This is a genomic window from Rhizobium yanglingense (assembly GCF_977109285.1).
Window position 1 is genome coordinate 970,001 of sequence record NZ_CDSAWY010000005.1, and the last position, 26,942, is coordinate 996,942.

The 26,942-nt window shown below is 59.2% G+C and carries 29 protein-coding genes, 1 tRNA gene, 2 rRNA genes and 9 pseudogenes (1 of these 41 cut by a window edge); 18 read left to right on the plus strand and 23 right to left on the minus strand.

Translation table 11 applies throughout. The annotated features are described in order from the left end of the window. The 4 genes from ACW4PC_RS14305 to ACW4PC_RS14320 all read left to right on the plus strand — a co-directional run. Window positions 1–1,812 (plus strand): 23S ribosomal RNA (locus tag ACW4PC_RS14305) (it extends 1,143 nt beyond the left edge of the window). Window positions 1,813–1,918: 106 nt separating this feature from the next. After that, window positions 1,919–2,033: ribosomal RNA gene (gene rrf / locus ACW4PC_RS14310) — 5S ribosomal RNA — on the plus strand. Window positions 2,034–2,144: 111 nt separating this feature from the next. Next, a tRNA-Met gene (locus ACW4PC_RS14315) sits at window positions 2,145–2,221 on the plus strand. A 28-nt stretch (window positions 2,222–2,249) separates the two neighbouring features. Beyond that, window positions 2,250–2,774 carry a hypothetical protein gene (locus tag ACW4PC_RS14320; protein WP_455874231.1) on the plus strand — a complete coding sequence of 175 codons (525 nt, stop codon included), beginning with the start codon at window positions 2,250–2,252 and terminating at the stop codon, window positions 2,772–2,774. A gap of 548 nt (window positions 2,775–3,322) precedes the next feature. Here ACW4PC_RS14320 and ACW4PC_RS14325 read toward each other — a convergent pair. The 3 genes from ACW4PC_RS14325 to ACW4PC_RS14335 are packed head-to-tail and all read right to left on the minus strand — an operon-like array spanning window position 3,323 to window position 5,634. Next, window positions 3,323–4,231 carry a dihydrodipicolinate synthase family protein gene (locus tag ACW4PC_RS14325; protein WP_455875012.1) on the minus strand — a complete coding sequence of 303 codons (909 nt, stop codon included), beginning with the start codon at window positions 4,229–4,231 and terminating at the stop codon, window positions 3,323–3,325. Between the two features lie 17 nt (window positions 4,232–4,248). After that, entirely contained in the window at window positions 4,249–4,887 is a 639-nt protein-coding gene (locus tag ACW4PC_RS14330) for a LysE family translocator (RefSeq protein WP_455874232.1), read from the minus strand. A 57-nt stretch (window positions 4,888–4,944) separates the two neighbouring features. After that, complete coding sequence (locus ACW4PC_RS14335) at window positions 4,945–5,634, minus strand: B3/B4 domain-containing protein (RefSeq protein ID WP_455874233.1); 690 nt, start codon at window positions 5,632–5,634, stop codon at window positions 4,945–4,947. On the opposite strand from ACW4PC_RS14335, the gene pdxR reads away from it, so the two are divergent. Then, entirely contained in the window at window positions 5,615–7,273 is a 1,659-nt protein-coding gene (gene pdxR, locus ACW4PC_RS14340; RefSeq protein WP_455874234.1) for a MocR-like pyridoxine biosynthesis transcription factor PdxR, read from the plus strand. The genes ACW4PC_RS14335 and pdxR overlap by 20 nt on opposite strands. A 368-nt stretch (window positions 7,274–7,641) precedes the next feature. Here pdxR and ACW4PC_RS14345 read toward each other — a convergent pair whose 3' ends face one another. The 6 genes and pseudogenes from ACW4PC_RS14345 to ACW4PC_RS14370 all read right to left on the minus strand — a co-directional run bounded on the left by ACW4PC_RS14345 (window position 7,642) and on the right by ACW4PC_RS14370 (window position 11,815). Next, on the minus strand, window positions 7,642–7,806 hold the full coding sequence (locus tag ACW4PC_RS14345) for a hypothetical protein (protein ID WP_455874235.1): 165 nt from the start codon (window positions 7,804–7,806) through the stop codon (window positions 7,642–7,644). Between the two features lie 138 nt (window positions 7,807–7,944). Then, complete coding sequence (locus tag ACW4PC_RS14350) at window positions 7,945–8,457, minus strand: alpha/beta hydrolase family protein (RefSeq protein WP_455875081.1); 513 nt, start codon at window positions 8,455–8,457, stop codon at window positions 7,945–7,947. A gap of 58 nt (window positions 8,458–8,515) precedes the next feature. Next, window positions 8,516–8,842, minus strand: a pseudogene (locus tag ACW4PC_RS14355) (alpha/beta hydrolase); the annotation flags it as partial. A gap of 114 nt (window positions 8,843–8,956) precedes the next feature. Further along, the gene (locus ACW4PC_RS14360; protein WP_455874236.1) at window positions 8,957–9,349 is read right to left on the minus strand and encodes a tautomerase family protein; all 393 of its coding nucleotides are present in this window, start codon (window positions 9,347–9,349) and stop codon (window positions 8,957–8,959) included. Beyond that, window positions 9,273–10,799: an MFS transporter gene (locus ACW4PC_RS14365; RefSeq protein WP_455875013.1), complete on the minus strand. Its 1,527-nt coding sequence runs from the start codon at window positions 10,797–10,799 to the stop codon at window positions 9,273–9,275. The genes ACW4PC_RS14360 and ACW4PC_RS14365 overlap by 77 nt, the downstream gene beginning before the upstream one ends. Window positions 10,800–10,948: 149 nt before the next feature. Continuing rightward, window positions 10,949–11,815, minus strand: coding sequence for an NAD(P)H-dependent flavin oxidoreductase (locus ACW4PC_RS14370; protein WP_455874237.1), 867 nt, complete (start codon window positions 11,813–11,815; stop codon window positions 10,949–10,951). Between the two features lie 168 nt (window positions 11,816–11,983). On the opposite strand from ACW4PC_RS14370, the pseudogene ACW4PC_RS14375 reads away from it, so the two are divergent. Both ACW4PC_RS14375 and ACW4PC_RS14380 read left to right on the plus strand, forming a co-directional pair. Next, a pseudogene (locus tag ACW4PC_RS14375) lies at window positions 11,984–12,265 on the plus strand (LysR family transcriptional regulator); the annotation flags it as partial. 1 nt (window position 12,266) lies between these two features. Then, window positions 12,267–12,860 (plus strand): LysR substrate-binding domain-containing protein, encoded by a 594-nt coding sequence (locus ACW4PC_RS14380; protein WP_455874238.1) that lies wholly within the window; start codon window positions 12,267–12,269, stop codon window positions 12,858–12,860. A gap of 87 nt (window positions 12,861–12,947) precedes the next feature. Here ACW4PC_RS14380 and ACW4PC_RS14385 read toward each other — a convergent pair whose 3' ends face one another. Both ACW4PC_RS14385 and ACW4PC_RS14390 read right to left on the minus strand, forming a co-directional pair. Then, on the minus strand, window positions 12,948–14,141 hold the full coding sequence (locus tag ACW4PC_RS14385) for a YbfB/YjiJ family MFS transporter (RefSeq protein WP_455874239.1): 1,194 nt from the start codon (window positions 14,139–14,141) through the stop codon (window positions 12,948–12,950). A gap of 95 nt (window positions 14,142–14,236) precedes the next feature. Continuing rightward, window positions 14,237–15,028 carry a LysR family transcriptional regulator gene (locus ACW4PC_RS14390; RefSeq protein ID WP_455874240.1) on the minus strand — a complete coding sequence of 264 codons (792 nt, stop codon included), beginning with the start codon at window positions 15,026–15,028 and terminating at the stop codon, window positions 14,237–14,239. 139 nt (window positions 15,029–15,167) lie between these two features. Between ACW4PC_RS14390 and hmpA the strand changes: the two are divergent. The 5 genes and pseudogenes from hmpA to ACW4PC_RS14415 all read left to right on the plus strand — a co-directional run bounded on the left by hmpA (window position 15,168) and on the right by ACW4PC_RS14415 (window position 17,484). Next, window positions 15,168–16,379: pseudogene (gene hmpA / locus ACW4PC_RS14395) on the plus strand (NO-inducible flavohemoprotein). Between the two features lie 57 nt (window positions 16,380–16,436). After that, a pseudogene (locus ACW4PC_RS14400) lies at window positions 16,437–16,481 on the plus strand (hypothetical protein); the annotation flags it as partial. Between the two features lie 37 nt (window positions 16,482–16,518). Next, on the plus strand, window positions 16,519–16,800 hold the full coding sequence (locus ACW4PC_RS14405) for a hypothetical protein (RefSeq protein WP_455875082.1): 282 nt from the start codon (window positions 16,519–16,521) through the stop codon (window positions 16,798–16,800). A gap of 101 nt (window positions 16,801–16,901) precedes the next feature. Then, window positions 16,902–17,273, plus strand: a complete 372-nt coding sequence (locus tag ACW4PC_RS14410; protein WP_455874241.1) for a nitronate monooxygenase — start codon at window positions 16,902–16,904, stop codon at window positions 17,271–17,273. Then, window positions 17,197–17,484 (plus strand): nitronate monooxygenase, encoded by a 288-nt coding sequence (locus ACW4PC_RS14415; protein ID WP_455875014.1) that lies wholly within the window; start codon window positions 17,197–17,199, stop codon window positions 17,482–17,484. Before ACW4PC_RS14410 ends, ACW4PC_RS14415 begins: the two co-directional genes overlap by 77 nt. Window positions 17,485–17,634: 150 nt before the next feature. Here ACW4PC_RS14415 and ACW4PC_RS14420 read toward each other — a convergent pair whose 3' ends face one another. The 3 genes from ACW4PC_RS14420 to ACW4PC_RS14430 all read right to left on the minus strand — a co-directional run bounded on the left by ACW4PC_RS14420 (window position 17,635) and on the right by ACW4PC_RS14430 (window position 19,688). Beyond that, a complete protein-coding gene (locus ACW4PC_RS14420; protein WP_455875015.1) occupies window positions 17,635–18,282 on the minus strand; it encodes a molybdopterin-dependent oxidoreductase in 648 nt (215 codons plus the stop codon). A gap of 141 nt (window positions 18,283–18,423) precedes the next feature. Further along, window positions 18,424–19,029, minus strand: coding sequence for a cytochrome b/b6 domain-containing protein (locus tag ACW4PC_RS14425; protein WP_455874242.1), 606 nt, complete (start codon window positions 19,027–19,029; stop codon window positions 18,424–18,426). A 53-nt stretch (window positions 19,030–19,082) separates the two neighbouring features. Then, the gene (locus ACW4PC_RS14430) at window positions 19,083–19,688 is read right to left on the minus strand and encodes a hypothetical protein (protein WP_455874243.1); all 606 of its coding nucleotides are present in this window, start codon (window positions 19,686–19,688) and stop codon (window positions 19,083–19,085) included. A 186-nt stretch (window positions 19,689–19,874) separates the two neighbouring features. On the opposite strand from ACW4PC_RS14430, the gene ACW4PC_RS14435 reads away from it, so the two are divergent. From ACW4PC_RS14435 to ACW4PC_RS14445, 3 genes and pseudogenes are all read left to right on the plus strand, one after another. Then, the gene (locus ACW4PC_RS14435) at window positions 19,875–20,546 is read left to right on the plus strand and encodes a heavy metal response regulator transcription factor (protein ID WP_455874244.1); all 672 of its coding nucleotides are present in this window, start codon (window positions 19,875–19,877) and stop codon (window positions 20,544–20,546) included. Window positions 20,547–20,768: 222 nt separating this feature from the next. Continuing rightward, complete coding sequence (locus ACW4PC_RS14440) at window positions 20,769–21,290, plus strand: hypothetical protein (protein ID WP_455874245.1); 522 nt, start codon at window positions 20,769–20,771, stop codon at window positions 21,288–21,290. Beyond that, window positions 21,238–21,408: pseudogene (locus ACW4PC_RS14445) on the plus strand (histidine kinase dimerization/phospho-acceptor domain-containing protein); the annotation flags it as partial. The gene ACW4PC_RS14440 and the pseudogene ACW4PC_RS14445, both read left to right, overlap by 53 nt. On the opposite strand, the gene ACW4PC_RS14450 reads toward ACW4PC_RS14445, so the two are convergent. Beyond that, window positions 21,367–21,654, minus strand: a complete 288-nt coding sequence (locus tag ACW4PC_RS14450; protein ID WP_455875083.1) for a hypothetical protein — start codon at window positions 21,652–21,654, stop codon at window positions 21,367–21,369. The pseudogene ACW4PC_RS14445 and the gene ACW4PC_RS14450 sit on opposite strands and share 42 nt — an antisense overlap. Between ACW4PC_RS14450 and ACW4PC_RS14455 the strand changes: the two genes are divergently transcribed. From ACW4PC_RS14455 to ACW4PC_RS14465, 3 genes are all read left to right on the plus strand, one after another. After that, window positions 21,653–21,931, plus strand: a complete 279-nt coding sequence (locus ACW4PC_RS14455; RefSeq protein ID WP_455874246.1) for an ATP-binding protein — start codon at window positions 21,653–21,655, stop codon at window positions 21,929–21,931. The genes ACW4PC_RS14450 and ACW4PC_RS14455 overlap by 2 nt on opposite strands. A 376-nt stretch (window positions 21,932–22,307) precedes the next feature. Next, window positions 22,308–22,460: a hypothetical protein gene (locus tag ACW4PC_RS14460; protein ID WP_455874247.1), complete on the plus strand. Its 153-nt coding sequence runs from the start codon at window positions 22,308–22,310 to the stop codon at window positions 22,458–22,460. 20 nt (window positions 22,461–22,480) lie between these two features. Further along, window positions 22,481–23,011 carry a GNAT family N-acetyltransferase gene (locus tag ACW4PC_RS14465; RefSeq protein ID WP_455874248.1) on the plus strand — a complete coding sequence of 177 codons (531 nt, stop codon included), beginning with the start codon at window positions 22,481–22,483 and terminating at the stop codon, window positions 23,009–23,011. 13 nt (window positions 23,012–23,024) lie between these two features. Here the strand turns inward: ACW4PC_RS14465 and ACW4PC_RS14470 are convergent, their stop codons facing one another. The 8 genes and pseudogenes from ACW4PC_RS14470 to ACW4PC_RS14505 all read right to left on the minus strand — a co-directional run. Further along, entirely contained in the window at window positions 23,025–23,414 is a 390-nt protein-coding gene (locus ACW4PC_RS14470) for a hypothetical protein (protein ID WP_455874249.1), read from the minus strand. A 44-nt stretch (window positions 23,415–23,458) separates the two neighbouring features. Then, window positions 23,459–24,526, minus strand: a pseudogene (locus ACW4PC_RS14475) (IS630 family transposase). Between the two features lie 80 nt (window positions 24,527–24,606). Next, window positions 24,607–24,907: pseudogene (locus ACW4PC_RS14480) on the minus strand (flavin reductase family protein); the annotation flags it as partial. Then, entirely contained in the window at window positions 24,907–25,407 is a 501-nt protein-coding gene (locus ACW4PC_RS14485) for an oxidoreductase C-terminal domain-containing protein (protein WP_455875016.1), read from the minus strand. The gene ACW4PC_RS14485 and the pseudogene ACW4PC_RS14480, both read right to left, overlap by 1 nt. 127 nt (window positions 25,408–25,534) lie before the next feature. Then, complete coding sequence (locus ACW4PC_RS14490; protein WP_455875017.1) at window positions 25,535–25,867, minus strand: FAD-dependent oxidoreductase; 333 nt, start codon at window positions 25,865–25,867, stop codon at window positions 25,535–25,537. Continuing rightward, window positions 25,825–26,085 (minus strand): annotated as a pseudogene (locus ACW4PC_RS14495) (FAD-dependent oxidoreductase); the annotation flags it as partial. The pseudogene ACW4PC_RS14495 and the gene ACW4PC_RS14490, both read right to left, overlap by 43 nt. Before the next feature lie 48 nt (window positions 26,086–26,133). Continuing rightward, the gene (locus tag ACW4PC_RS14500) at window positions 26,134–26,703 is read right to left on the minus strand and encodes an FMN-binding negative transcriptional regulator (protein ID WP_455874250.1); all 570 of its coding nucleotides are present in this window, start codon (window positions 26,701–26,703) and stop codon (window positions 26,134–26,136) included. After that, a pseudogene (locus ACW4PC_RS14505) lies at window positions 26,678–26,926 on the minus strand (FMN-binding negative transcriptional regulator); the annotation flags it as partial. The gene ACW4PC_RS14500 and the pseudogene ACW4PC_RS14505, both read right to left, overlap by 26 nt. Window positions 26,927–26,942 lie beyond the last annotated feature (16 nt).

The window sequence follows — 26,942 nt, forward strand, 5'->3', positions numbered from 1 at the left end:
CGGGTGCTAACGTCCGTCGTGAAAAGGGCAACAACCCTGACCTCCAGCTAAGGTCCCCAAGTCATGGCTAAGTGGGAAAGGATGTGAGGATCCCAAAACAACCAGGATGTTGGCTTAGAAGCAGCCATCATTTAAAGAAAGCGTAACAGCTCACTGGTCTAAATAAGGGTCTTTGCGCCGAAAATGTAACGGGGCTGAAGCCATGCACCGAAGCTGAGGATGTGTAGCAATACACGTGGTAGCGGAGCGTTCCGTAAGCCTGTGAAGGGACAGTCGTGAGACATCCTGGAGGTATCGGAAGTGCGAATGTTGACATGAGTAACGATAAAGAGGGTGAGAGACCCTCTCGCCGAAAGACCAAGGGTTCCTGCTTAAAGTTAATCTGAGCAGGGTTAGCCGGCCCCTAAGACGAGGCGGACACGCGTAGTCGATGGGAACCACGTTAATATTCGTGGGCCTGGTGGTAGTGACGGATTGCTCAACTTGTAAGGTCTTATTGGATTGATCTTGCAGGGACGCGGTTCCAGGAAACAGCTCCACCGTATAGACCGTACCCGAAACCGACACAGGTGGTCAGGTAGAGTATACCAAGGCGCTTGAGAGAACTATGTTGAAGGAACTCGGCAAATTGCACGCGTAACTTCGGAAGAAGCGTGACCCCATTTTGGGCAACCAGGATGGGGTGGCACAGACCAGGGGGTAGCGACTGTTTATCAAAAACACAGGGCTCTGCGAAGTAGCAATACGACGTATAGGGTCTGACGCCTGCCCGGTGCTGGAAGGTTAAAGGGAGAGGTGCAAGCTTTGAACTGAAGCCCCAGTAAACGGCGGCCGTAACTATAACGGTCCTAAGGTAGCGAAATTCCTTGTCGGGTAAGTTCCGACCTGCACGAATGGCGTAACGACTTCCCCGCTGTCTCCAACATAGACTCAGTGAAATTGAATTCCCCGTGAAGATGCGGGGTTCCTGCGGTCAGACGGAAAGACCCCGTGCACCTTTACTATAGCTTTACACTGGCATTCGTGTCGGCATGTGTAGGATAGGTGGTAGGCTTTGAAGCGGGGACGCCAGTTTCCGTGGAGCCATCCTTGAAATACCACCCTTATCGTCATGGATGTCTAACCGCGGTCCGTTATCCGGATCCGGGACAGTGTATGGTGGGTAGTTTGACTGGGGCGGTCGCCTCCGAAAGAGTAACGGAGGCGCGCGATGGTGGGCTCAGACCGGTCGGAAATCGGTCGTCGAGTGCAATGGCATAAGCCCGCCTGACTGCGAGACTGACAAGTCGAGCAGAGACGAAAGTCGGTCATAGTGATCCGGTGGTCCCGCGTGGAAGGGCCATCGCTCAACGGATAAAAGGTACGCCGGGGATAACAGGCTGATGACCCCCAAGAGTCCATATCGACGGGGTTGTTTGGCACCTCGATGTCGGCTCATCGCATCCTGGGGCTGGAGCAGGTCCCAAGGGTTTGGCTGTTCGCCAATTAAAGCGGTACGTGAGCTGGGTTCAGAACGTCGTGAGACAGTTCGGTCCCTATCTGCCGTGGGTGTAGGAATATTGACAGGATCTGTCCCTAGTACGAGAGGACCGGGATGGACATATCTCTGGTGGACCTGTTGTCCTGCCAAGGGCATAGCAGGGTAGCTACATATGGAAGGGATAACCGCTGAAGGCATCTAAGCGGGAAACCCACCTGAAAACGAGTGTTCCCTATCAGAGCCGTGGAAGACGACCACGTTGATAGGCCGGGTGTGGAAGTGCAGCAATGCATGAAGCTTACCGGTACTAATAGCTCGATCGGCTTGATCGTTCTCATTGACAATGCTCATCAAAATGAGCCTGACCCTGACAGGTCAAGACGTGTTCAAAACGAAGTGAAAACTTCACCAGCTTCTCAAATCGTTGCGCTTCGCTGACCTGGTGGTTATGGCGGGGTGGCTGCACCCGTTCCCTTTCCGAACACGGCCGTGAAACGCCCCAGCGCCTATGGTACTTCGTCTCAAGACGCGGGAGAGTCGGTCGCCGCCAGGTCTGCGAAACGCAACAACGAAATCAAAATCTTCTCAACACAATAAAACGGCCATAAGCCGATATAAACCGGCCGCAAACAAAAGCGGTCCGTTCCGCTCAAAAACACAATAACGCGGGGTGGAGCAGCCCGGTAGCTCGTCAGGCTCATAACCTGAAGGCCGCAGGTTCAAATCCTGCCCCCGCAACCAAACAAACTTGCAAACTTTGCCAGGCAAGTTGTTTCTGATCGAACTCCTCCAGATAGCTCTGGAGGAGCTTTTTCTTTTCGGCCTCCGTCTCAAGTTCGCCGGCGCGCAGCCGTTCCAGATAATCGTGCCGGATGAACTGGCGCACGATATTGATGAAGGGTTGCTTCGTTTCCGCGTCGGCGTGCTCGCGCATGTAGTAGAAGGCGGAGTTGATGATCATCTCGACGGCCTCCGGACTGACCTCCGCCTTCAGCTTCTTGATCTTCTCCCCGAAATCTTCTTCGGCTGGTGCTTGATTCAGGCGTACTTCGAGACCGGTACGGCGCTGCTCAAGTTGGTCGAGCATATCGTCGAGCGCAGCCAGACGTGGGCGTCCCTCGGCATTGCGATCGCTGATCTGCTGGATGATCTGGCGCTGCTTGCGTTCGACAGCTTTCAATTCCCCGGAAATACCCTGACGCTCGTCGGGTCCGTTCCTGACCGACGCGGCGAGGTGGCTGCAGCCGCCCAAGACATCAAGAAGATCGCAATGGCCCTCACAAAAGGCCCGTAACCGGCCATGGCGTGAGCCGACACGCCCCTCTTTCCCTCAGCCAAACCTCTGCAGCCCAAAAAATCCAATCCGCAAAAACGAAACCCGCCGAAAATATCGACGGGTTTGACAGCGGTCTGAGGGCCGCGCTGCGGCCCTTTCTTTTGCTGCTGCAAGGCGAACTGAAACGCGCGGCCAAGTCGGGCCGATGGCTGGATCCCTTCATCGGCCTGAGCTTCGTGAGCCCACCGCTAACCTTGTACCGTCTTTGTTTTTTTACCGACAGGGTCCTTGAGCCCGGTCGCCGGTCCTGCAAGGTTAGGGCCGTTCGGAAGACCAGACATAAAGCGGCCCACGGCAGCGCGCCAACGCTACCAAGGGCCTGACCCTCAGACGGTAAGCCACACGGGCGGGCAAGCCTTAGGACGCTCGATCCGGCGACTCCCCGCTTTGCCTGCAATGCGGCAAGAAGACCCGGCAAAATGCCAGCATGTTCGAGCTGACCTAGCTCGGAACCTCGGCTGAGCAAAGGCAGATATGGAAGATGTCCGCCAACCGCGCCCGGCACACTAAAGCCTCTGCCGGCCCGCGCCCTCGATCATCTCGAATGCCAGCCTGACGTCATCCCTGGCACCCTTCGGCAACGGCAAAACCGGACGCGGCGGCTGGACATGCGCCAGACCGAAGAGGTCCGCAATGACGAACATAACGCGGAAGCTGCCGTGGCGTTTGAACAAGGTCCAGAGCGGTTCAAAGGCTTTATTCAATCGCGCGGCCTCGACAATGTCGCCGGCCTGCGCAGCACGCGTCAGCGCAAGCGCCGGGCCCGCCAGCAGACCTGCTGCAACGCTGTACCAGGTGTCACATCCGGCAAGCAAGGCATCGGCCGCCCCCCAGTCGCCGCTGTATCCGATTGTGAACGTGTCAGGGGTAATCTGCCGCAGGCGTGCGAGTTCCCCCGCGTAATCGTCGCTTGCCGCCAGCGGCATTTTCACGGCGACGATGTTGGACACCGCTGACAGCCGGGCGATCAATGCATCGCTGAATGTGAACCGCGTGGTGCTTGGATTGTTGTAGATGCATAATGGCAGTTCCCCCGCCTCGGCCACAGCGACGAAGTGCTGAAAGACTTCGTCCTCGTTCAGGGGAACGTATGACATGGGCGCGAGGAGCAGACCGTTAGCGCCAGCGGATCTGGCATCGCGCGCCAAAGCCTGAGCTTCGTCGGTACGCAATGCTCCTACCCCCACCACAAGAGGGGTCTTGCCGCCGATACATTCAACGGCAATCTGCACGGCTCGCTTGCGCTCTTCCCTCGTGAGGTACGCATAGCCACCCGTGCTGCCGAGCAATCCAATGGAATCTGCTCCCGCGTGATGAATACGCTCGAGAAAACGAGCCAGCGCCTCGGCGTCAACGCGCCCTTCAGCATTGGTTGGAGTAAGGGGGAACGCTGATAGGCCACGGAAAAAAGTCATCATCTATCCTTTCGAAACTAAATACGGGAGAGCAGCATGCGCAGCCCCGCGAAAGCGAAGAACAGCGACAGGAGGCTTTCGATCCAACGGCGGCAGCGGCGGTACAAAGCCACCATGGGCATCGTGGAGAAGACAATGGCGTAGCCACAGAAGATCGCGACGCTCAAGACAGCGCAGCCACCCAATATGGCCGCGATGCTTTGCCATGACGAATTCGGGCCGATGCCCAGCGTGACCAGCGCGATCCATGCCAGCACGGATTTTGGGTTCGCCAAATGCATCAAGAGACCCCGCCGGTAGAGGGCAACCCGAGAAAGAGGAACTTCATCCGGCGACACGCGCGCCGCCAGTTTCTCGTTCGACATCAGCGCCGACCGTCCCGCTTTGAAGGCGAGGAACAGCAGATACAAGCCCCCGAAAATCTGGAGAACGATCAGGGCTTGGGCGTATCTGGCCAACAAGGCGGAGATGCCCGTCGAGGCCATCAGACCCCAGAAGATCGAGCCGCTGACAACGCCCGAGGCAAGCATGAGCGCAGCACCTCTGCCGCGAGCCATCGCCACGCCCATGATGCGCATGTTGCTCGGGCCGGGGCTACCAGCGGCGATGACATATGCTGCATAGACTATGAGCAATTGATGCAGATCGGCATTCATTCCTTGACGCTCGTTAAATCTTATCCAACCCGAAAGATGCTATCACTCGACCGAAAGTTATTGGGCGATGTCGATCGCTTGGCTCACGATCGTGCAGCCCGGCATCAGCGCTTTCAGGCCCTCGATCAGGGCGTCAGTTGCCTCAGCCAGCGCTACGTCCGGCATGGCTTCCAAGGCCTCCAATACGAACCACATCCGGCCTTTTGCGGCCGCCAGGCGGGTTCGAGTTCCTTGTCGCCAATTCCAGCGTCTGCAAGTGACGCCAACGTCGTCGCGCCAGATGACCTCGCCCAATAGAGGAGGATCGTTGGCTTCCTCCCCATTCATTACGGTGTCGAACGTTTCCGTCCCGTCTGCGATTGTCAAAAAGGGTCGCCCGACATAGGCGTCATGGTTCTCTCCGCCGACCGGGATGGCGTATTTCAAGCTGATGGCGTTGTAGAGATCAACGATGGGGTTGATCGACGGAATGGCACCGTCCTTGAGAACCCGCTTTCTAAGGGCCTGGGCTGAGCAGGGCGTACGGTTCGGCTTCGCGCCAAAGCGGACGTAGGCGTCGGACCAACTTGCCAGGTGCGTTTCCGCCCAAGCCGGGTCGCCGGCCAAGACGCAAGCACAGGCTTCCGCCAGCAATGGACGATCCAGGATTCCTTCTCCGGCCGAAGTGGCATCGACGTGGATGCTCACTGCTCTAAATCCCGGCGCAGTTTTGCGAATTCGGCCGTCGATGACGGGTGCCTCAAACATCCAGGCAACTCCATCAATTCACGCAGAAGCAATCCTCACGCAGCGGACCGGTGATTTATCTTTCCTTGACTGTAGGCGACCTATTGCAGTTCATTGGCACAAACTAAACTGCCAGTTTTGGAGATTTTCATTGGTCCAGTACAGGCAAGGATCTCGCAGGACAGGAGCGACGCGCCGGATCTATCATTCCCTGCTCAAGCAGATCGAGGCTGGCGTCTATGGTGTCGGTGACGCTCTACCTTCAAGTCGCTCGCTTGCGGAAGAACTGGGTGTTTCGAGGACGACGGTGACCGCCGCATTCGACCAGCTTATTTCGGAGGGGTACGTCCGGGTACAGCAGGGACAGAAAGCTTCGGTTGCCTCAACAGGGCGGCCGCGCCAGGGCGCTCCGCCCGACTGTTCGGCGATCCCCGCTCGCCGGCTTTCCGCCTATGCAACTCGTGCGATGGCTCTGCCGTCGAACAGCACCGCCGGGAGGCCGCCGCTCAAATTCGATTTCCGCTACGGCGATATTGCCGCAGAGGACTTTCCAAAGGCCCCCTGGCGAAAAGCGCTGAATACCGCCTTCCTCAGGCATCGCGACAGATTAGGATACGATGATCCAGCAGGAAGCCGATCCTTGCGGGAGACATTGCAGGGCTATGTCTGGCGGTCAAGGGGCATCAGTTGCGATCTCGGACAGATCATCGTTGTGAACGGATCGCAGCAGGCGCTGGACCTATGCGCTCGGGTCCTTGTCAATCCCGGCGACCGTGTCGTGGTCGAAGACCCGTGCTATGCCATGGCCAAGAACGTCATGCACGCCGTCGGTGCAAACATCGTTGCCATACCCTGCGACGCTCATGGCATAGACACCACGAAGCTTCCCGAGGTTGGCGACATCGCGGTGGCATATGTGACGCCGAGCCACCAGTTTCCTCTGGGAGGAGTCTTAACTGCTGCGCATCGCCAAGCCTTGATGGAGTGGTCCATGTCGGCGAACGCTTATGTCATCGAGGATGACTACGACAGCGAGTATCGGTATGACGTTGACCCCATTCCGCCTCTCTATCTCTCTGGGCAAGGGCGCGTCATCTATGTCGGAACGGTCTCAAAAACGCTGTCACCGACGCTCAGGCTCGGATACATCATAATTCCGCATCCACTCGTCGAGGCTTTCCTCGAATGCAAGCGGATTGCCGATCGGCACACATCCGCGTTCGGGCAGGAGGCTCTAGCCGCGCTGATCGAGACCGGTGCATACGAGCGGCATGTCCGCAAAATGCGGAGGCTTAACGCAGAGCGACGCGCCGTATTCTTAGCGTCAATGACCAGCGCTTTTGTGGACGACATCGAGATCGTCGGCACGACTGCGGGACTTCACGTCGTCGTGTGGTTCAACACCATTTCCTCCCGACAAGAGGCGCGTTTCGCAGATATCGCTCGAAGCCACGACATTGGAATCTATCCCATCACTCGCCTGTTCTCATTGCCGACTGATGAACGAGCCGGATATATCTTTGGCTATGCATCCATGTCTGTCGATCAACTCGCCAAAGGAGTGGAAAAGTTACATCGCGCATATCTCGGCTTCGTCGGCGAAGCGGCCCCTCCAAGCGGGCTGGGGGGCGACAACGGGAAGTTTTCGATCATCACGTGAAGCACGCCAGGCCGCCGCTGTTTCTGTAACTCGGAGAGGGAAGCGTTTTCCGGTAGGGCGGTTATATCAACCATGCGAGTCGCCCGTCGCGCCTGATCAACTGCTAGCGGCCGCGAGACCGTGCAAGACCAGATCAAGATGGGCCTCGATATAATCTCGGCGTTTCAAGATCGAGACGACGTCGTGTATCAGTGCTTCGACAATCAGGGCCAACGCAGGCGCAAGTATGACGCGTGCAACGGCCGCAGGCCCCGTCCCGAAACTTACCCTGACGGACACCTTCGTCGATGAGCGCCTGCCCCGTGACGAGGATCGGCACGATGAGCTCTGCGTAGTGGTCATCAATGAGCTGGGGGAAACGCACACCCTCAGAGATAGCGAAGCGAAGCAGCTCCCGGGTTCTTTTTTACGGTCCTCCATAACGCGCTCGCAAAAAGCAGGATCAATGACTTCAGCCGCCCGGCGTAATCTCCAGTCAGTTCCTTGGCGTCGGCTGGAACGTCCTCGAACGGTACCGCGATATGCCGTGCCATGGCAGATTCGCGAAGGGGTTATTGCCAGCGGTATAAAGAGCCGCAGATCGGACAGGCGATGAAGCGGTGCCGCTTTCGCGAAGACGCCGCCAATTCCGGCGGAATTGGCGGCCGAGCGAGCGCCGTTCGAGGCGCAGATTATTCGTCGTTGGCCTTTAGGAAGGCGACCGTCGCTGAGATCAGCTTGTCCACGGTTTTGGCACTCTGTCCAACGCCGAAACCATGATCAACGGGTTCAGCCCACAGTTCCTCCGGACCGTCGTGATAAGATAGCAACGACTTGGCGAGAACGGGTTGGGGAAAGACGATGCTATCGCGCTTGCCGACCGCCAGGAACAGCGGCCCTTTGTAGCGCGAGATTTCGCCGGCAGGCTGCACTGCGTATAAGCTCTCGAAGAAGCGGCCTTTCAAGGGAATTTCCTTCCCATCGCCGACGCGCTTGGCCGGATAGACTTTGTCGCCCGCTGTCACAGCTTCCGCCATCTGCTTCTCGCCAAATATGGAGATGAACGCTGCCGGAAGATTGATGCCGGGGTTCCAGAGCACGACAGACTTCAAAGGGGTTTGCGTCCGGCCGGCGACTGCGGTCGTGACCGCACCGCCCAGGCTCATTCCCATCACCGAAATCCGCTTGCCTATCGACGCTGTCATTCGTCGATAGGAAGTCGAGCGCCGCTTGTGCGTCCGTTATCTCGGTTTCGACTGTCATGTCTTCGAATTTGCCGTTGCTTTCACCGCTGCCGCGGAAATCGATCCGCAGCGAAGCGATGCCGTTCTTTGCGAGCACCGGCGCAGCTCGCCCAAACAGGCCTTCCTTGACTGCTTCCGAACTCCATTCGTTGCGGCTGCCGGTGAAACCGTGAAGCATCAGGACGACCGGAGGATTCGCGACATCATCCGGCGTGACCATCGTGCCTACGATTGTCTGGCCTTCGACTTGGAGCTTGACGATGGTCTCCTTGGCTTGCGCCGGAACTAAGAAAGTCGTCATCAGCATCCCCAGTGACGCGGCGACGGTTCGGTGTAGCTGTTTCATAGCTGCTTCTCTCTTTGTTGTTTGAATTTGCGCTCGGCCGGTCAAAGCCGATGGCGCGGCCGTATCGGACTGGCACTCGGCGTTGATGTCTTTCACCGCCGCGGATGCCTGATTTCAGCGAAGCTCGCCGGTTATGAATTGAGCTCGACCAAGGCCGAAGGACCAATCCGCATCACCATTTTCTACGATACTGACCACAACATCTGCAGGGTCGATCGCACACGCATCCGAAAGTCCTGCGGCAACGAAACGATAGAAGGCCTGTTTGTCGTCAGCTGACCGCGCTCGCGAGATCACCTCGATAATGATCAGCCTGTCACTGCGAGAAAGACCAAGCCCGGTATCCTCCGCGCGCACATGCGAGCTCTCATGTTCGATCAGGATCTGATAGCGATCGGCTGGCGGTACATGGAAAGCCCTGACCACCGCCTCATGGATGCAGTCGAGGATCTTGTCGTGCTCCCCAGGCGATCGGCCCTTCAGAAGGTTGATTTTTATCAGCGGCATGGTCGTCCTCGGAAATAGGAAAGAGGGCAGGGACGCGCACTCGGCGTCGCCCCGTGACGTTCAGTTTGCCTTCGCCGGCAGGCCGGTTGCGGCAGGCTCGACGCTCCCCAGCCAGGGCACGGGGGAAGCAGAGCACATTTACGGCCGCGCTCATGATCGCGATCGCGATGGGATAGGCCAGGCCCGCATAGATGTTGCCGGTGTAGGCAACCAGCGACAGGCTGATGAGGGGAACAAAGCCGCCAAACACGCCTGTTCCGATGTGATAGGGAAGCGAGAGCGAGGTGTAGCGCAATTTCGCCGGGAAGAGCTCGACGAGGAAGGCTGCCATCGGCCCGTAGACCAGCCCGACGAAGACGAGTTGGGCGACGATCAGGGCTGTGACCAGCACGAAGTTCTGGGCAGCGACGGCGGCGGCGATGCCCTGATAGATCGGAACATAGAATACGGCTGCGAGAATGAAGCCGGTGACAATCAACTTGCGGCGGCCGACCCGGTCGGACAAGGCGCCGAAGAAAACGATGAGCGGCGTTCCGATCACCAAAGCAGCCGCAAGGCAAAGGTTCGCTGTCAGGAAGTCCAGCTTCAGCACGCTCTGCAAGAAATAGAGGGCGTAAAACTGCCCTGTATACCACACGCATCCGAGGCCCGCGGTCGCCCCGAACAGCGCGAAGGCTGCATAGCGCGCACCATGACCGGTGGCGAAACTCTCGCGGATCGGGCTCTTTGCGGTCTTTCCGCCTTTGCGAAGCTCCTCGAACACCGGGGATTCGCTCAGCTTGAGGCGCAGATAGAGCGACAGGACGATCAAAACCGATGACAGCAGGAACGGAATTCTCCAGCCCCATTGCTTGAAGAGTTCTTCGCCGAGCGACAGCCGGCACGTAAGAACGACGACAATCGCCAGGAAAAAGCCGACGGTTGCCGTTGTCTGGATAAAGCTCGTGAAGAAACCGCGCCTGTTCGCCGGTGCGTGTTCCGCAACGTAAACGGCGGCGCCACCGTATTCACCGCCGATTGCCAATCCCTGGATCAGCCGGAGGACGACGAGCGCGATCGGCGCGAAATATCCCGCGGTCTCAAAGGTTGGCAAGATGCCGACGAGCGCGGTCGCAACGCCCATCAGAATGAGCGTCATCAAGAACGTGCTCTTGCGTCCGAAACGATCGCCGATGCTGCCGAACAGCAGGGCTCCCAGCGGGCGCACGACAAATCCCGTGGCGAAGGTCGCGACGCTGATCAGAACGGCTGCCGTCGGCTCATTGGCTGGGTAGAAGAGTGTCGAGAAAAAGATGGCCAGGCTTCCGTAGAGATAGAAGTCGTACCATTCTATGACCGTGCCGGCGCTTGATGCGAGAACGACGGTCCAGATGCCTGGTTTGCGGACGGAATCGTCCGTTGTCCTGTAGCTGTTGCATGCTGCAGTCCCCTTTTTTGTTTTTGAAAGCAGTCGGCCCTTTTGGACCGTGGTAGATCAGCTCGCGATGCGCTGATCGAATGCGTAGAGGCCAAGTCGTTCGCTTGCTTCGCGCACCGTTCGGCGAACGATGTCCTTTGCCGACGGCAGATCATTGATAAGGCCCACCGCCTCGCCGACGGTTACGTTGGCCGTGTCGTAGTCCGCCAGAGGCCCAAGCCGACCTCGACCTTCGACAATTCTTCGGTGTGCAGCGTACGCAGCTCTTCTTCTCGGCCATGCCATTTGTCGATGAAGCCGTTTTTGAGCAGTCGGCCGGTATAGCCAGCGGGCCAGGCCTTCTGACGGACGATGTCGTAAACTGAAGTCCGGATTGTCTCGTCGCCAGAGGCGGCGACAACCTTGTCCTTGGCTGCCGGATGGATGAGCGACTCGCGCGTCGCCCAGAACCTGGTGCCCATCAGGACCCCGTCTGCTCCGAGCATCAGCGAAGCGGCAAGGCCCCTGCCGTCGGCAATGCCGCCTGCGGCCACGACAATGACGGATGGCGCAATCTTCGCCACAAGATCCACGACCGAGGGAACGAAGGGCATCGTCGAGCGCGCGACCAGGCCATGGCCGCCGGCCTCGGTCCCCTGAACGATAAGCACGTCGGCGCCAACGTCGATTGCGCGCCGGGCATGTTCCAGCGTGTGGATCATGCAGATCAGCGGGACACCCGCCTGCTTGACGCGGGCGGCGAGCCTGGCCGGATCGGAAAAGGAGAGCATCATCGCGGAAGGACGCTCCGCGAGCGCACGGTCAAACAGATCAAGGTCGGACTCTACCGCCCAGGTGATGAACCCGCAGCCAACGCGTTCGTTGGTGATCAGCGATGACTCCGCCTCGTACCATGGGCGATCAGCATATCCGCCGCCCAAAAGACCCAAGCCGCCGGCATCGGCGACGGCGGACGCAAGCGCGCCGCCCGCCGCCGGGGTCATCGGTGCCAGGATGATTGGGTGCTCAATATTGAAAAATTCTGTCAGACGCGTTCGTATCTTCGTCATCGTACTGCTCCCAGTTAGAGGAATGTTCCCGGTTAATTTTTCTTTGACGCTATTGTGACGCTTGACGAATGACAAACGATTAGATCAGATGTTTTCCATCAGAAAAGGAGATGGCTGATGAACAGCGTCGATCTCAAGTTTTTCCAGGCGGTGGTGAGAGCAAACAGTATGGGGGGCGCGGCCGAGGTGCTGCACACGGTCCAATCCAACGTCACCGCACGAATAAAGTCGCTTGAGGAAGAAATCGGCGCGCCGCTTTTTCACCGCTCCAGGCGAGGGGTTACACTGACGGCCACCGGCATTCAGCTCGTGCCCTATGCCGAGCGCGTCGGAGAGCTTCTGGACGAAGCCAAGCGCGTCGTCACGGACCGCGATACGCCGAGCGGTTTACTGAGGATCGGCTCGATGGAGACCACAGCAGCGCTTCGCCTTCCGCCCATCCTGATCCGTTATGCTGAAGAATATCCGGAGGTCGACGTCCTGGTGGAGGCTTCACCGACGGAGCAGCTCGGTCAGCGAGGTTGTCGCTCGCAAACTGGATGGCGCGTTCGTCTCCGGCCCCATCGCTCATCCCGAACTGCAGAGCCTTTCGATTATCGAAGAGGAGCTCGTTGTCATCTCATCGCCGCGGGTTCACGAGCTTTCGGATCTGAAGGCGTTGGCCGCATCGCCGGCCCTGAAGGTCCTCGCCTTTCGATCGGGCTGCTCCTATCGCCGGCGCATGGACACGTTCCTGGCGTCGTGCGGGGTAACGAATGTCCGCTGGATGGAACTCGGAACAATGGACGGGATCATCGGCTGCGTCGCCGCCGGGGTAGGGATGGCCATGCTCCCTCGGGGGGTCGTTCAGGATGCGGCAGCCGACGGACGGGTCATCATTCACCAGCTTCCCGACAATCTGCGGTCGGCGCCGACTGTTTTCGTGACGCGGAGCGACGAGTATCTCTCCGCGGCACTTCAGACGTTCATGACGGTGGCCTCTGAGGCGCATTCACGGCCTCAGCCGACAAGGCCGGAGCCGGTCAGACAATTGCAGCAGGCATAGGAACCGCATTGCAAAACAGACAGCAGCGATCATGCGCGGAGCCTGAACCGTGGATCTGAGGGCTTCGTTTGCAACAAAGCTAACGCGCTATCGCCTCTCGGGCTTGAGGACCATCTGCCGATCGTGTGCGAAACGCTCCGGTGAGCTTTTGTTGTTGGGCCTGCCGATGCATAAGCACGCCGCAAGCGCCAAGGCGGAAGCCGCCAACTCAAGCGGGAGATCAAAGCTGCCTGTCCTTGCATAAAGGGCGTTGGCCATGAGGGGGCCGATGATCTGTCCTATTCCGTAAGCAGCCGTCATGATCGCCAACATGTTAAAGCGAACCCTTGCAGCCACCCTCCGGGCAGCCGGCATGGCGATCGTGACCGTTCCCATGAAAGTTGCGCCGACCAGAAGGGCACTGAGAATATAGGCCGATGGCGTATGCCAGACCGGCAGCACTACGCCGACCGCCTGCAGTGTCAGATTGCCGATGAGGCTACGGCTGGTTCCCAGCCTTTCGTGCAACGCATGCCAAACAAAACAGGACGGTACCGCGCCGAGGCCGAAGACTGCCCAGATATGCACCGGATCGACTGCAATGGCGCTGCGGACAAGGAGCGGCAGATAGGTGGCGGTGATGATGTATCCTAGTCCGGCGAGCCCATAGATGAGGATCAGCCTTGTCGCACCAAAAGGTGGCGGAGCCTGTTCATCGGAGCCGCTATGGGAGGCCATCGGCGCCAGCTTCAGCCGATCCGCAGAGGCCTGCATGATGATCGAAACAACCGTCAGAGTTAGCGCGCCGAGCGCGAGCACCATCCAGATCGCATGGCTCGACGCCACATGGCCTATCGCGATCATTTCCGCCGAGACGAGAATGCCGACCCCAACGCCAGCGAAGAGCGCCGGAGTGCCGTGACGATGCCTGCGCTCGTGGATGAGCCAGTTCGAAGCGGCCACCATCGCGACTGCGCTTGAGACGCCGGAGAACCCGCGGACAGTGACAATCAGCCATGCCGGCATTGGGAGTGCCAGCAGTGCCAGGCTTGCAACCGCCGTCACAACGGCGAACGTGCACAATTTTCGGTTGGGTATCCCCGAAAGCAGAGCGGCGAGAAGTGCGCCGACCAGATAGCCGGCATAGTTGGCGGAGGTGGCATATGAACCGCCCTCGACCGATATCTGCTGGTCGGCGACCATAAGCGGGTAGAGACCAGTAAAGGCGAACCGGCCAAAACCCATGCCGACAACCAGCAGAATGGCCGCGGCAATGGTCGCGCCTGTCTCAGACTGCCGCATTGGCCTCGTCCTTGATATCCGAGAACCGGGCGAGCGCATCGCGAAACTCGACGAAGGCCGGTGTCGCAAAGCCCGGCCGGCAAGCCAGATAGGTATCAACCGTCATCAGCGGTTTTTCGACGACCGAAGCAGTATGACGCATCAGGTCCAGGACCGTGCGCGGCATGATGCTGACGCAGGAACCGGCGGCCGTACAGGCGAACATTGCGTGATAGGATTTTACATCCTGGATTGCGAAACGTGCCGGTCGTGTTCCGGAGCTCGGTCAGCCATTCCTCCGCGAGCATCCGGTAGGTGCAGCCGGGCGCAAAGGCTGCAAGCGACTTCGTTTTGATGTCGTCGGGGTAACGCACCTCGGGATGTCCAGGTGGCAAGAGAAGCACCAGTTCCTCCCGAAATACCGGGACCCTGTCAATTTCGCTTGCCCCCAGCCACCATTCCCCCGACGGTACAGCGATCAGAGCGCAGTCGATGCGGTGCGCGAGCAACGAATCGATCAGTTGCCGTGTCGGAGCCGTCGACAGATCGATCGTCACCTCGGGCCACTTCCTGTTGTATTCGGCGAGTGGAACAGGGAGCCGGCTGGCAACCGTGCATTCCATCGAGCCTACCCGCAACACGCCAGTGGGGCCGGTCGGATTGACAACCTGCTTAGCCTCGTCGGCCAAATTCAGGATGCGATCGACGTAGTCGAGATAGGCGTGGCCTTCTGAAGTCAGCGCCATCCCCTTCTTGTCTCGCTGGAAAAGCGGGACACCGATCTCAGCTTCGAGCTGCTGAATGCGAGTGGTCACGTTCGAAGGAACCCTCCCGAGCAGTTCCGCGGCGCGTGTGACGCTTTGTTCTTTGGCCACTGTGCGAAACATCGCGAGCGATGCGAGGTCCATAACAAATTCTCCATTGCGCAATTGTTCAAGATATGTATTCTCTTTTCGAGAAATCAAGTCAACATGGATTCTTAAATAGAGAATTTACGTTCCGCGCGTGCCTTGTGGAACACATGAATGCCTAAAGCTGGAGGACCAAATGACGAAACCGCTCTCGCCAGAGACAATCACGATCGTGAAAGCCACAATACCCGCCCTCGCTGAACACGGCGCGGTGATCACTGCGGCCATGTATCGACGGCTGTTCGAGGACGCCGAGATTGCCGCGTTGTTCAATCAGGCCAACCAGAAGAGCGGGGCGCAGGTCCATGCCTTAGCCACCGCGATCCTGGCCTATGCCCGCAACATTGAAAGTCTGGCTGCTCTCGGACCGGCTGTGGAGCGGATCGCCCAGAAGCACATTGGCTACGCAATCCTCCCGGAACATTACCCGCATGTTGCAACTGCGCTGCTTGGTGCGATCGAAGAGGTTCTTGGCGGGGCGGCAACGCCGGACGTGCTGACGGCCTGGGGCGAGGCCTACTGGTTCCTGGCTGATATTCTAAAGGGTCGCGAGAGGCGGCAGATCCGGGATGATCTCGTCACGCAGGTGGGAGGCTGGACCGGATGGCGGCAGGTTCGTGGTTGCCGAGCGCAAGGCAAGGAAAGCGAGATGATCACCTCCTTCATCCTGCGGCCGCGAGGACGGTGGGCGGGTGCTTCGACACAAACCCGGCCAATATCTGACGTTCCGATTCGATGTTGCCGGACGTCGCGGGCCTGAAGCGCAACTATTCGATCTCCTGTGCGCCCGAACGATGAGCATTACCGGATCAGCGTGAAGCGCGAGCCTGCAAGGCGACGCTTCGGTCTATCCTCCATGACGACAGCGACTGCACCGGCAACGGTCGTGGAATGCACGCCGCCAGCCGGCGACTTCTTCCTGGCGGACACGCCACGAGCGCGCCGTTGTGCTGTTGTCAGGCGGCGTGGGCCTGACGCCTGATGGTCAGCATGCTGGAGACGCTGGCAGAAAAGCATGCGGGGCATCCAACCTTCTACATCCATGGTACCGCAAATCGGGCCACCCACGCGTTCGACGCCCACGTGAGGATCCTGGCGGCGCGTCAGCAAGCGACCTCAGTTGCGACCTTCTACGATCAATCGAGCGATGAGGCGGAAGTTCATAGCGGCTACATTTCCTTCGAATGGCTACTCGCAAACACGCCTTTCAAGGAAGCTGACTTTTACATCTGCGGTCCTCGTCCATTCATGCGCTTCTTTGTTTCGGGGCTGGCGCAAGCGGGCGTTTCGCACTGACCGCATCCATTATGAATTTTTTGGCCCGACTGACGAAATGTTGGCGGCTTGAGGAGAAGAAGCGGTGTTGGACAAGCTAGGAATAACAATTCCGATCATTCAGGCCCCTATGGCGGGTGTTTCGACCCCCGCCTTGGCGGCGGAGGTCTCGAACGCTGGAGGGCTGGGATCGATTGGCGTTGGAGCAACCGATGCCGCAGTGCGCAAGAGCGATGATCGAGGAGTTGCGCTCGCGGACCGATCGGCCCTTCAATGTCAATTTATTCGTGCATGGCACGCCGATCGCCGATCCGGTGCGCGAGGCGGCGTGGCTCGAATGGCTGGGACCATTGTTCGCAGAGTTCGGCGCAGAGCCTCCGAAGGCTCTGCGTACGATCTACAAGAGCTTTGCCGACGACGCCGAGATGCTGTCGATGTTGCTTGAAACGAGGCCGCCCGTCATCAGCTTCCATTTCGGTCTACCATCCGACTGAGGCTATCCGGGCCTTGAAGGCGAATGGGACGACACTGCTTGCGACCGCCACCAGTCCTGAAGAGGCACGGCAGTGTCGAAAAGGCGGGTATAGATGTGATCGTGGCGCAAGGCATTGAGGCCGGCGGTCATCGCGGCGTCTTCGATCCGTCGTTGCCCGATGACGGTTTGGGCACTTTCGCACTTGTGAGGCTCCTGGTTCGCGAAGGCACGCTCCCCGTGATCGCCGCCGGCGGCATCATGGACGGAGCAGGAATTGCAGCGGCGCTCGGGCTTGGTGCAATCGCAGCCCAGCTCGGCACGGCTTTTGTCGCGTGTCCCGAATCGAGTGCTGACGAGGCATATCGAAAGGCGCTGACTGGGCCGGGCTGCCTATCACACGCGCCTAACACGGCTGATCTCCGGCAGGCCGGCACGCGCACTCGCAAACCGCTTCACGGCGCTGCAGGAAACGTTCGACGGGCTCCCTCCTGATTATCCCATCGCCTACGATGCTGGAAAGGCACTGCATGCCGCCGCAAAAGCAAGGAACGAGCACGGCTTCGGGGCGCAATGGGCCGGGCAGGGTGCTCCGCTTGCGCGTGCCATGCCCGCGGCCAAACTCATTTCGACGTTGGTTACGGAGCTTGAGATCAGCACTGCTGCTCTTAAGACCGAGGTTCAACAACCAAATCGAGATCAGTAAGTGTGGCTGTCGTCGACGGTGACCCGCAGCAGGCCGAGTGCCCCATCGGATGGGTTGCCGTGCTGATTGCCGAGGGTACACCCGCAGTTGGTCAACAGCCTATCAGTCGATCGTGGAAGTTCAGGGCGCTCGGGCTGGCGGCGGAGCTGTTCAAAGCCCGCTGAACCAGTTGTAGCCCTGGTCTTCCCAGTAGCCGCCCGGATAATCATTGGTAACGAACACCTCAACAATATGCTTGGGGTTCTTGAAGCCGAGCTTGGTCGGCACCCTGAGCTTCATGGGCGAGCCATATTTCAGCGGCAAGGGATCCTTGCCGAAGTCGAGCGCCAGGATGGTTTGCGGGTGCAGTGCTGTCGGCATGTCGATGCTGGAATAGTAGCGGTCCGCGCATTTGAAGCCGACATATTTGGCTGTCATGTCCGCGCCAACATGCTGGAGGAAGACGCTCAGGGGAACGCCGCTCCACTCACCGATCGCGCTCCAGCCCTCGATACAGATATGCTGCGTGATCTGGGAGACCTGCGGCAAGCGGCGCAGGTCATCGAGGCTCCACGATGCCTTTTTGTCGACGAGGCCGGAGACTTGCAGCCTGTAATCCAGGAGGTCGATCTCCGGCGCGCTGTCTTCCGGATAGAAGGCATTGAACGGAAACGGGTCGGTGATGTCTTCTGGCCGGTAGGTTGGCGCTAGCCGATTGCGGTCGAACAGGAGCGCCTGCACCCGGTCGTTCCAACGGGACATCGCCCAAAGCACCTTGTCGACAGCTGTGTCGTCCTGGAGATTGCAGCCCGACAGCATGGTCAGAGCACCCAAAGACAGGCCTTGGCGAAAGAACAGGCGTCGGCTGATATTCTCCAGTTGAGGGCGATGATCACCGAGCGCAACTCCGCTCTTTTGTCGTTTGCGCCCCAGCAGAGTGGCGGGCGCCACTTTTTCGGCTCAGGCTGCTCCGCCATCACTCTTTTCCTTTCTTCCCTTCAAAAGTCCCGCTCCAAAACCCATGGACAGCAGTGTTTTCGGAACAAGGGCAACCATGACGACGTGGATGACGAGAAAGCCCAACAGAGCCGCCATACCAGCGAAATGCACGATACGGGCGGAGTCGAATCCGCCGAGAAGCGCCGTCAACAAGCCAAACTGGATGGGCTTCCAGAGGACCATGCCAGACGCAACCATCAACACGCCGAGAAGAAGAACCCCAAGGTACATGGCCTTCTGAATGGCGTTGTAGCTGTGGAATTCGTGCCGGAGGTTGAAAGTCAGTGCCAGGCGAAGATCGCGCAGGAGATCGCTCAGGCGCAACGTCAGCAAGCGTTTACGCAGGTAATTGCTTGCCGTGCCGAAGGCGAGATAGACGAGGCCGTTGCCGACAAAGAGCCACATCACTGCGAAATGCCAGGCGGTGGAGCCGCCAAGCCAACCGCCAAGCGTCATTTCCTCCGGGAAGCGGAAGGGCAGGATGGGATGGGCATTGTAAATGCCCATTCCGCTCATCACCATACACACCATCGCAAAGACGTTGATCCAGTGCGTGAGGCGAACCACAACAGGATGACCTGCCGACCGTGGATCCTTCTTTTCTTGTCGCATCCTGCGCCTCACATCGGTGGCGCTATGCCGTTAGCGCCGACGCTGATGGATATCGCCGTCAGCGAGCCGTCCTCGGCCTTCGTGGCGAGCAGAACAAGCTTCGCGCCGGTTGCCAGGAGCGCGCGGTCGCCCGGCTCGAGGCTGACGATCGGAACATCGGCAGGCACGAAGACCTTCTTCTCGCTGTTCTCGTACTTGACCGTCAGCGTGCGGCCGTCGGTGCCGAGAATGCTGCCGACCGCACCATTGGTCATCGAACTGTCCTTGGCGCCGTCCCATGGCCTGGAGCCCTCGCCGACGCCACGCATGGAGGCGGGAAAGATGTGCACCTCGAGAGCCTTCAGCGTTCCATCCGGCTGCGGCGCAGCAGCCGTGCCGATGTAGCTGTCAGGCTTGATCGCGCTCAGATCGGTGAGCGCGACGGATATGAACATGGTGCCGGCCGAGAGCTTTACGGCAATGTCCTTGCCGTCTCGCGCCTTGACGTGGATTGCATCCTCCGTCACTTCGGTGATGGCGCCGCGAACGCGTACCGGATCTGCCGCACTGGCAGCGCCGGCCAAGATGGTGAGCAGTGTAAGTGCCTGTGCTGCCGACCGGAAAGTCGATTTCATGGATTGGTGCATTGTTTGCAAGCCTCGCTATCAGGTGAAAGGGATGCGGTGAAACTAGACCGGCGGCCCGCTCTCCGCGGTGACGCCAGAATGACAATTTCGTCATTCATCTTTCACTGAATTGCCCCGCGTGAATTGCTAGAAGACAATGATTTGAGATAGAGGGGGCAGGGGGCGGGAAGAAACATGGCAATCCTGATCATCGAGGACGATCCCAAAACCGGTGACTATCTCCGCAAGGGGCTGAGGGAGAGCGGTTATGCCGTGGATCTGGCGCGTACCGGCACCGACGGCGTGCATCTGGCGATGCAGCAGGTCTATGACCTGATCCTTCTCGATGTCATGCTCCCGGCCATCGACGGCTGGGAGATTATCCGCCGCATTCGTGAACAGCGCGATCTGCCCGTCATCTTTCTGTCTGCGCGCGATGATGTGAACGATCGCATTCGTGGCTTACGGCTCGGAGCCGATGATTATCTGGTGAAGCCCTTCTCCTTCGTCGAACTGGAACTGCGCGTCCGTACGATCCTGCGTCGCGGCCTGGCGCGCGAAAGCGATGTCTTCGAGGTAGCGGACCTGCGGCTGGATGTGCTGCGACGCAAAGTGACGAGAGACGGGGTCGAAATTGCGCTCACCAACAAGGAATTCATGCTTCTCCATCTGCTGATGAAGCGGCAGGGCGAGGTCTTGTCACGCACGCAGATCGCTTCTGAAGTCTGGGACATGAATTTCGACAGCGATACGAATGTCGTGGACGTCGCAGTCAAGCGGCTAAGAGCCAAGGTCGATGCGCCTTTCGGGCGAAAACTGATTTCCACGATCCGAAGTGTCGGATACAGCCTGAGCCTCGACGCATGATCCGGCGCAACAGTCAAAGGTCATCCTCGCTCATCCTGCGGCTTATGGCCTCCCAGGTCTTCAGTCCTTTGCGTTCTGACCGGTGCGCTTGGCATCTATTTCTATCACTCGGTGCGCTCCTCACAGGAACAGCGCATCGAGACGATCGTCTCGGGCCGGGCCAGCTATTATGCTCGGCTTGTCAGCGAGATGTATCCTCTCGGCGAACTGAAGGAGCGGCCGTTGCTTATTGCCAAGATGCTCGGCGCCGAGCGCGACGTCCTTGCTTTCCGCCATCCCTCGGGAGAGGTCGTGATCGAGGTCAATCCAGACGGGATCCCACTTCCCCCGCCCACCGCCGCTGCGTCGTCCAATGCCAGAACAGTCACCAGCGCCGGTATTGAGGTCTACTGGACTTCGGTGCAGACCAAGGCACTGGATACCAACGAGCCGATCGAGGTTGTGGCCGGTCACCCGATGACCGACGAACAGGCCATGCTGGCGACGTTTCGCGACCGTTTCCTGATGGCGACCATTGCTGGTGTCATCGTTGCCGCCGCGATCGCCTATGCCCTTTTGCGGCGTGGTTTGCTGCCGGTTCGGGATATGGCCACCAAAGCTGCCGAGGTTCATCCCGGGCAACTGCATGTGCGGCTGGATGTCATTCGACGCTCCAACGGAGCTGCGTGCGTTGGCCGGTGCCTTCAACGCAATGCTGGACCGGCTTACCGATGGTTACCAGCGTCTGTCCCAGTTTTCGGCTGATCTCGCGCATGAAATCCGCACGCCCCTTGGTGTTTTGATCGGCCAGACCCAGGTCACGCTTGCCCAGCCAAGGTCTCTAGATGAATACAAATCCGTGCTGGAATCGAACCTCGAGGAGTTCGAGCACCTCAACCGCTTGAGCGAGAATATGCTGTTCCTTGCAAGGGCGGACGAGGGACGACAGGTGGTCGATAAAGTCACGCTCGACATGGACCGTGAACTTCACAAGATTGCCGATTATTTCGAAGGCCTTGCCCTGGAGCGCGATATGCGCTTCAGCATCGAGGCTGCGGGCGTTGCAACTGTCAACGCCGACCTTTTTCGTCGGGCCGTGGGCAATCTTGTCGTTAATGCCATTCGTCATGGTCGGGAAGGTACAACGGTCCGGCTGCGGTCAGGCAGTGCTGGTGATAAACGCGATCATCGAGGTCGAGAACGAGGGTGTGAGCCTGGCACCGGACCAGTTGGACCGGTTGTTCGATCGCTTTTACCAGGCAGATGCGGCCCGTAGCGGCAGTTCGTCTTCACACGGACTGGGGGTCGCGATCGTCGATGCCATCATGCGGCTGCATGCGGGCGTGGCGGAGGTTTCATGCCCAGAGGAGGGGATGATCCGCTTTCGTCTCTCCTTCCCGATGTAAGTTGGCGCTCCGCGCGTCTCATGGGAGCAGGATGGAATCAACTTCCGGCTGGTTCCTCGCCAAGGATGCCGGCCCCTTCTAAACGAAGGCTGCGGCGATGGCACAGGCGGGGCCCTAGCTGCTCGCCAGCTACAAAGTAACACTGGTCTCCTCCCTTTGCCGTGGCCTCAGAACGTTTCAAGCACTTGGGTCTGATTTGCCAGCACAGGTGGCGCGCTCAATCCGACTACAGCACGTGCTGATTTCGCTAACCTAATGGTCCATCAGTTGCCCGCTTAACCGGGATCGCAGTAGAAGGATTGGCGTAAGATTTTCATTATCGTGACATACACGGCGAGTATCACCCGCCGACCTGTTTAAGAATGAGATACTGCAAATGTTCGACATTCGGACGGCGCGTGCCGAAGATTGCGCAAAACTTGTGCCGCTGCTTAGCGAACGTGGCTACCCGACCGCGGAAGCTGACCTGGCCGCCCGTCTCGATACCATTCTAAATCGCGACGAATTCCGCCGATCTTCATCGCTGTGAGCGGAAGCTAGGCAGCAGGTGTGATCTGCCTTACACTGCTGCCATCCCTATACCGCGCGGGTCTCCTAGGGGCGATCACAACCTTGGTGGTGTCGCAGGCCGCGCGGGGCCAAGGACTAGGGCGACAACTCATCGAGCATGGCGAAAGCTGGCTTCATGAGCGTGGTGCGGTCAACGTCGTGGTGAATCGAAGCAACTATCGACAGGCCGCGCGTCGGCTTTACGAAACGGCTGGATTTTCTGGCACTGGCGTCCGCTTTACAAAATCGCTGGCCGGCGAGGTGACAAGAGGACGGCAACCAACGTCCTCTCGGATGACGCCTTCAATTCAGGTCGAAAGGCCAGAAGCGGCCCTCTCGGCTGTCCACCCTATAGTGGCCACTCCTGATTACGCCGAACCGGCGCATGGCACGTCCAGACGATGCTGCCGCACAGTCGGTACATGCTCCTCCGATCCAGCTTCAACATATTCCGATCTCCCGCAGTTTTTCGAGCGCCACCTCGTGCCTACTCGCGACAGGGCAGCCGTCTGCACCCTGGCCGTTATCTGACCGCGAACAGCGATTATGTGGGCCTAGAAGCGCTACGCCGAAATTCGGCCGGCTTAAAAAGCTCTTCGGGAAACTCACCGAGGCGCGAATGATGCAAATTGCTTCCGAGCCCATAAAATTCTCGAAAGCTCATGATCAGGGGCCGCCATTTCGCCGGGTCGATCCGATCCTTGTTATCTTCACGCAAGATGTTCTCGGCAGCGTGCACGCGAACAATTCGCACCTCAATTGCTTTCATGGGCGAGCGAATTCGCGGGTTGCCGACACCGAAATCATGAACTGTGGCGAGTTCTGCTTCTAACTGAACAGGACGCTCAGATGCGCGTGGGGGCGCTACGAGATGAGAATCAATCGGGGTCAGGCCAGCAAGACTGAACTTATCCTCTACATGTTGGAAACCCATTGGAGCTTTGTTGCTCGGAACAGGATTATACCATCGCTCAATGATCAGAACTCATTGGCCCATTTGCGGTGACCGATGGACATGATGCGCCATGGCTGACTTTCGAGTTTCCGCCAGGCGTCGCAGCAATGGTCTACGATGTCTTCGTATGATTTGAAGACCCGGTTTGAGAGCCAGTTGTCGCGCATGAACTGCCAGAGGTTTTCAACGGGGTTCAGTTCCGGGGATTTCGGCGGCAGCGGCAGAATGCTGATGTTGCCGGGCACAACGAGGTTGTTGGACATGTGCCAGCCCGCCTGATCCATGATGAGGATGGCGTGCGCGTTCTCCTCGACATGGCGGGAGATTTCGGTCAGATGCCGTGTCATCGCGTAGGTGTCGCACCAGGGCATGACCACCAACGCTGCTGCCTTGCCGAGCTTCGGACGAAATCGCCCCGAAGATGTAGGCCGACTTTGTGCGCTGGTCGTGGGGTGCTGAAGGTCGCGTTCCGCGCCTGGCCCGACGGCGCGTGATTTTGTTCTTCTGGCCGATCCGAGCCTCGTCCTGGAAGGAAATCTCTACTTGTTTTCCTCGGGCTGCTCCGGCGGCAATTTCTGCCACAGCAGCAGGGAAGTTTTTTTAATTCCTCAATCGCTTGGCTATCCTGCGCATGATGCTTGGGCCGGGCCGTGAGTTTGCGATAGCCCATCGCATTCAGTTCGCGCCCGAGCGTCTGCGACGGCTCACCGAGATACGGTGTTCCTGCCAAAGCCACTGCACCAGATCGACGAGCCTCCAGCGCACGACACCATCGAGATAGGGAACGGGACCTTTCTCGACCGCCTCGATGAGCGCCTTGCGTTGCTTGTCGTTCAGCAACGGCTCACGGCCCTTGGCCTTTCCGGTCTTCAGGCCGTCTGGACCGTGCTGATTGAAACGCTCGACCCAATCGCGGATGATCTGCAAACCAACCCCCCACCAATCGATGCGGCATGGCTCCGGGAGCCGCCTTCGTAGATCACCGACAAAGCAAGCAATCGGCGGGACCAGTCCGCGTCCCGGCTCTTTCTGGCAAGCTGACGCAGATCATCTGCCGTGTAGTCCTGACGGATGTTGAGGGCCGTTCCCATGGCGAAATCTCCTTCCGCCATGTTGAATCATGATTTGCCCGAAAACGGAATCCCGTGAGTCAATTTCATCGGGCCTTGGTATTACTGCCTGTTGTGAGGGCAAGCCGATCAACCGAACTGACCTGTTTTTCCGACGGCAAGTTGAGGACGCATTGCCCGGTTCGCAGTATATTTTCAACGGTCTTCGAACTGCCATTCAAGCCGAGCATGCAGCCCCACCCTAGCCACCATGCCGAAGACATGGGTGCCAAGTTTGCCGTTCCGTTCTCGATTCAACGAGGAAATAAGAACGACAGGCGTCCCCATGTATAGAATCGCAGGGTCGACTGCAATCGTGGACGGTGTCAAGTTCTTCGTATCGGGCTGTAAACCGCTTAACATTACCGGTACCTCATATTTGTGACTGCCTTCTGGCCTTCGCCAGTGATGCGACGGCGTCTTACTGACGCATAGAATGACGGAGGCGTAGCCGCCTGTAGCTCCTGCCCAAGCTGAACAGGTGCCGAACTGGCACGTGTCCACCTTACGAGGCCTATTTCGGCGCTGACGATTGGTCCCGGATCGCTGCTTCGTCTGCAGCGGAGTTTGTGAACTTGGCTAGTTCTCCAGAAGGGCATCGATCGCTCGCTGGCGGGCTCCCGTTTGTCCCGATGTCGATCGTTGGAGCCGAAGCGATCGCTGCCTTGAGCTTTCTGATCGGGCTTGCAACGTCGCGGACCGGGCCGAGGGCGCTTGCGCCGCGAAGCGTACGGCGTCGGCTGTGAGGGACAGGAAGAGACGCGCGGCGCCGGACGTCGCCGCGTACGAGTGATTTCGCCATGCGTCGGCAGGCCGGCAACCTGAAGCGCACAATCATACTGATTGCTCCAGAACCACGGCACCTCGTCGAACGCCTTTGCTTCGACCAAGCATGTTGCGCGCCGCCGTGTCCGCCTGATCTTCGGCGTTGCGCCAGTTTTCAAGTCGCAGAGGCAGCCACCGAAAAGGCGGCTTTCGTATCGGCAGACGTCACCGCATGCGAAAATGTCGGGGTCCTGCCGTCTGCAGGAACCGATTGGCGAGGATACCGTTGTCGACGGCGAGCCCGGCCGCCTCGGCCAGTTCGGTTCGCGGCCGGACGCCAACGCCGTAGACGACGACGTCGCAGGCGATGACGTCGCCGCCCTCGAAGACGGACGGCACGAGACCGTGCCCGTGCCTTCCGAGTGCGGCCACCCCGACGCCGAAGCGAAGATCCACGCCACGACGACGATGCTCCGGAAACCAGTACCTCCGAAACGGCCAGACGGCAGGCTGCGGGCCATGGCATGAGGCGCCATTTCGAGGACGTGCACGACGCAGCCGAGCTCGACCGCAGCCGCGGCGACTTCCAGCCCGATCACGCCGGCTCCGATCACGACGACCTTTTGCCCGCTTCGGAACGAGCGCGCGATCGCCTCCGCGTGTTGGGGCGTTCGCAGCGGCCAGACGCCGTCCAGCTCGGCTCCGGGTGTCGTCAACCGATTGATCGCCGAGCCCGTCGCCAAAAGCAAGCTTCGCGTAGGGCAGGTCCTGACCATCGGCGCAGCACGACGCGCTTGTTCCGGCGATCGATGCTTGCGACCGATTTATCGAGCATGAAGGCCGACATCGTTTTCGCCAAACCAGGTGGGCCGGAAAGAAGGCGCACTGTTCGCTGGTCTTCTTGCCGAGAAGCACAGCCTTGGACAGAGGCGGGCGGTCATAGGGGGCATGAGGCTCGTCGCCGAGCAACGTGATCGTTCTCCGGTCCAACCGTGTTTGCGAAGGGCGGCTGCCGCCTTCGCGCCGCTGTGGCCGGCGCCGACAATAACTACAGATTGCGCGTTCACGATAGGACTACTCCAGAACTCGGGCCGAGCCTCAGGATTGACGTGCCTTTTCCGTGCCGAAGGCCACCATGCTGCTCGCCGATCAGCTCGTCTCCCTGCTTCTGCAGCATCTCTCCCTGCCTCGAGGATATCCCGCGCCTCGCGGTTCTGGCTCAGCTTGAACTTGCCCGTCAGGCGGGTGATCTCGATTTCGACGCCGACGATCGCCTTCAGCATCATGTCGATATAGTCCTTGGGACTGTCGGTCATCTTCGCATGGGTCCGCCTGTGCCGCCTCATGCGTGCGGGTGAGGCGGGCGACCAGGCCGCGCACATATCGCTCGTCATCGCGGATCGTGACCCGGCCGTGTGCGTGGACCACGAGGTAGTTCCAGGTCGGGACCTGCTTCTTGAACTCGCGCTTGCTCGGATACCAGTTGGGAGCAATGTAGGCGTCGGCGGCGCGGAACACGACGAGCACTTCGTCGCCGGTCGACACGTCCTGCCAGACAGGGTTGGCGCGCGCGACATGGGAGTGGAGGATGCCATTCTCCCCCTCGGTCCTGTTCACTCTCGAACGGAAGGTG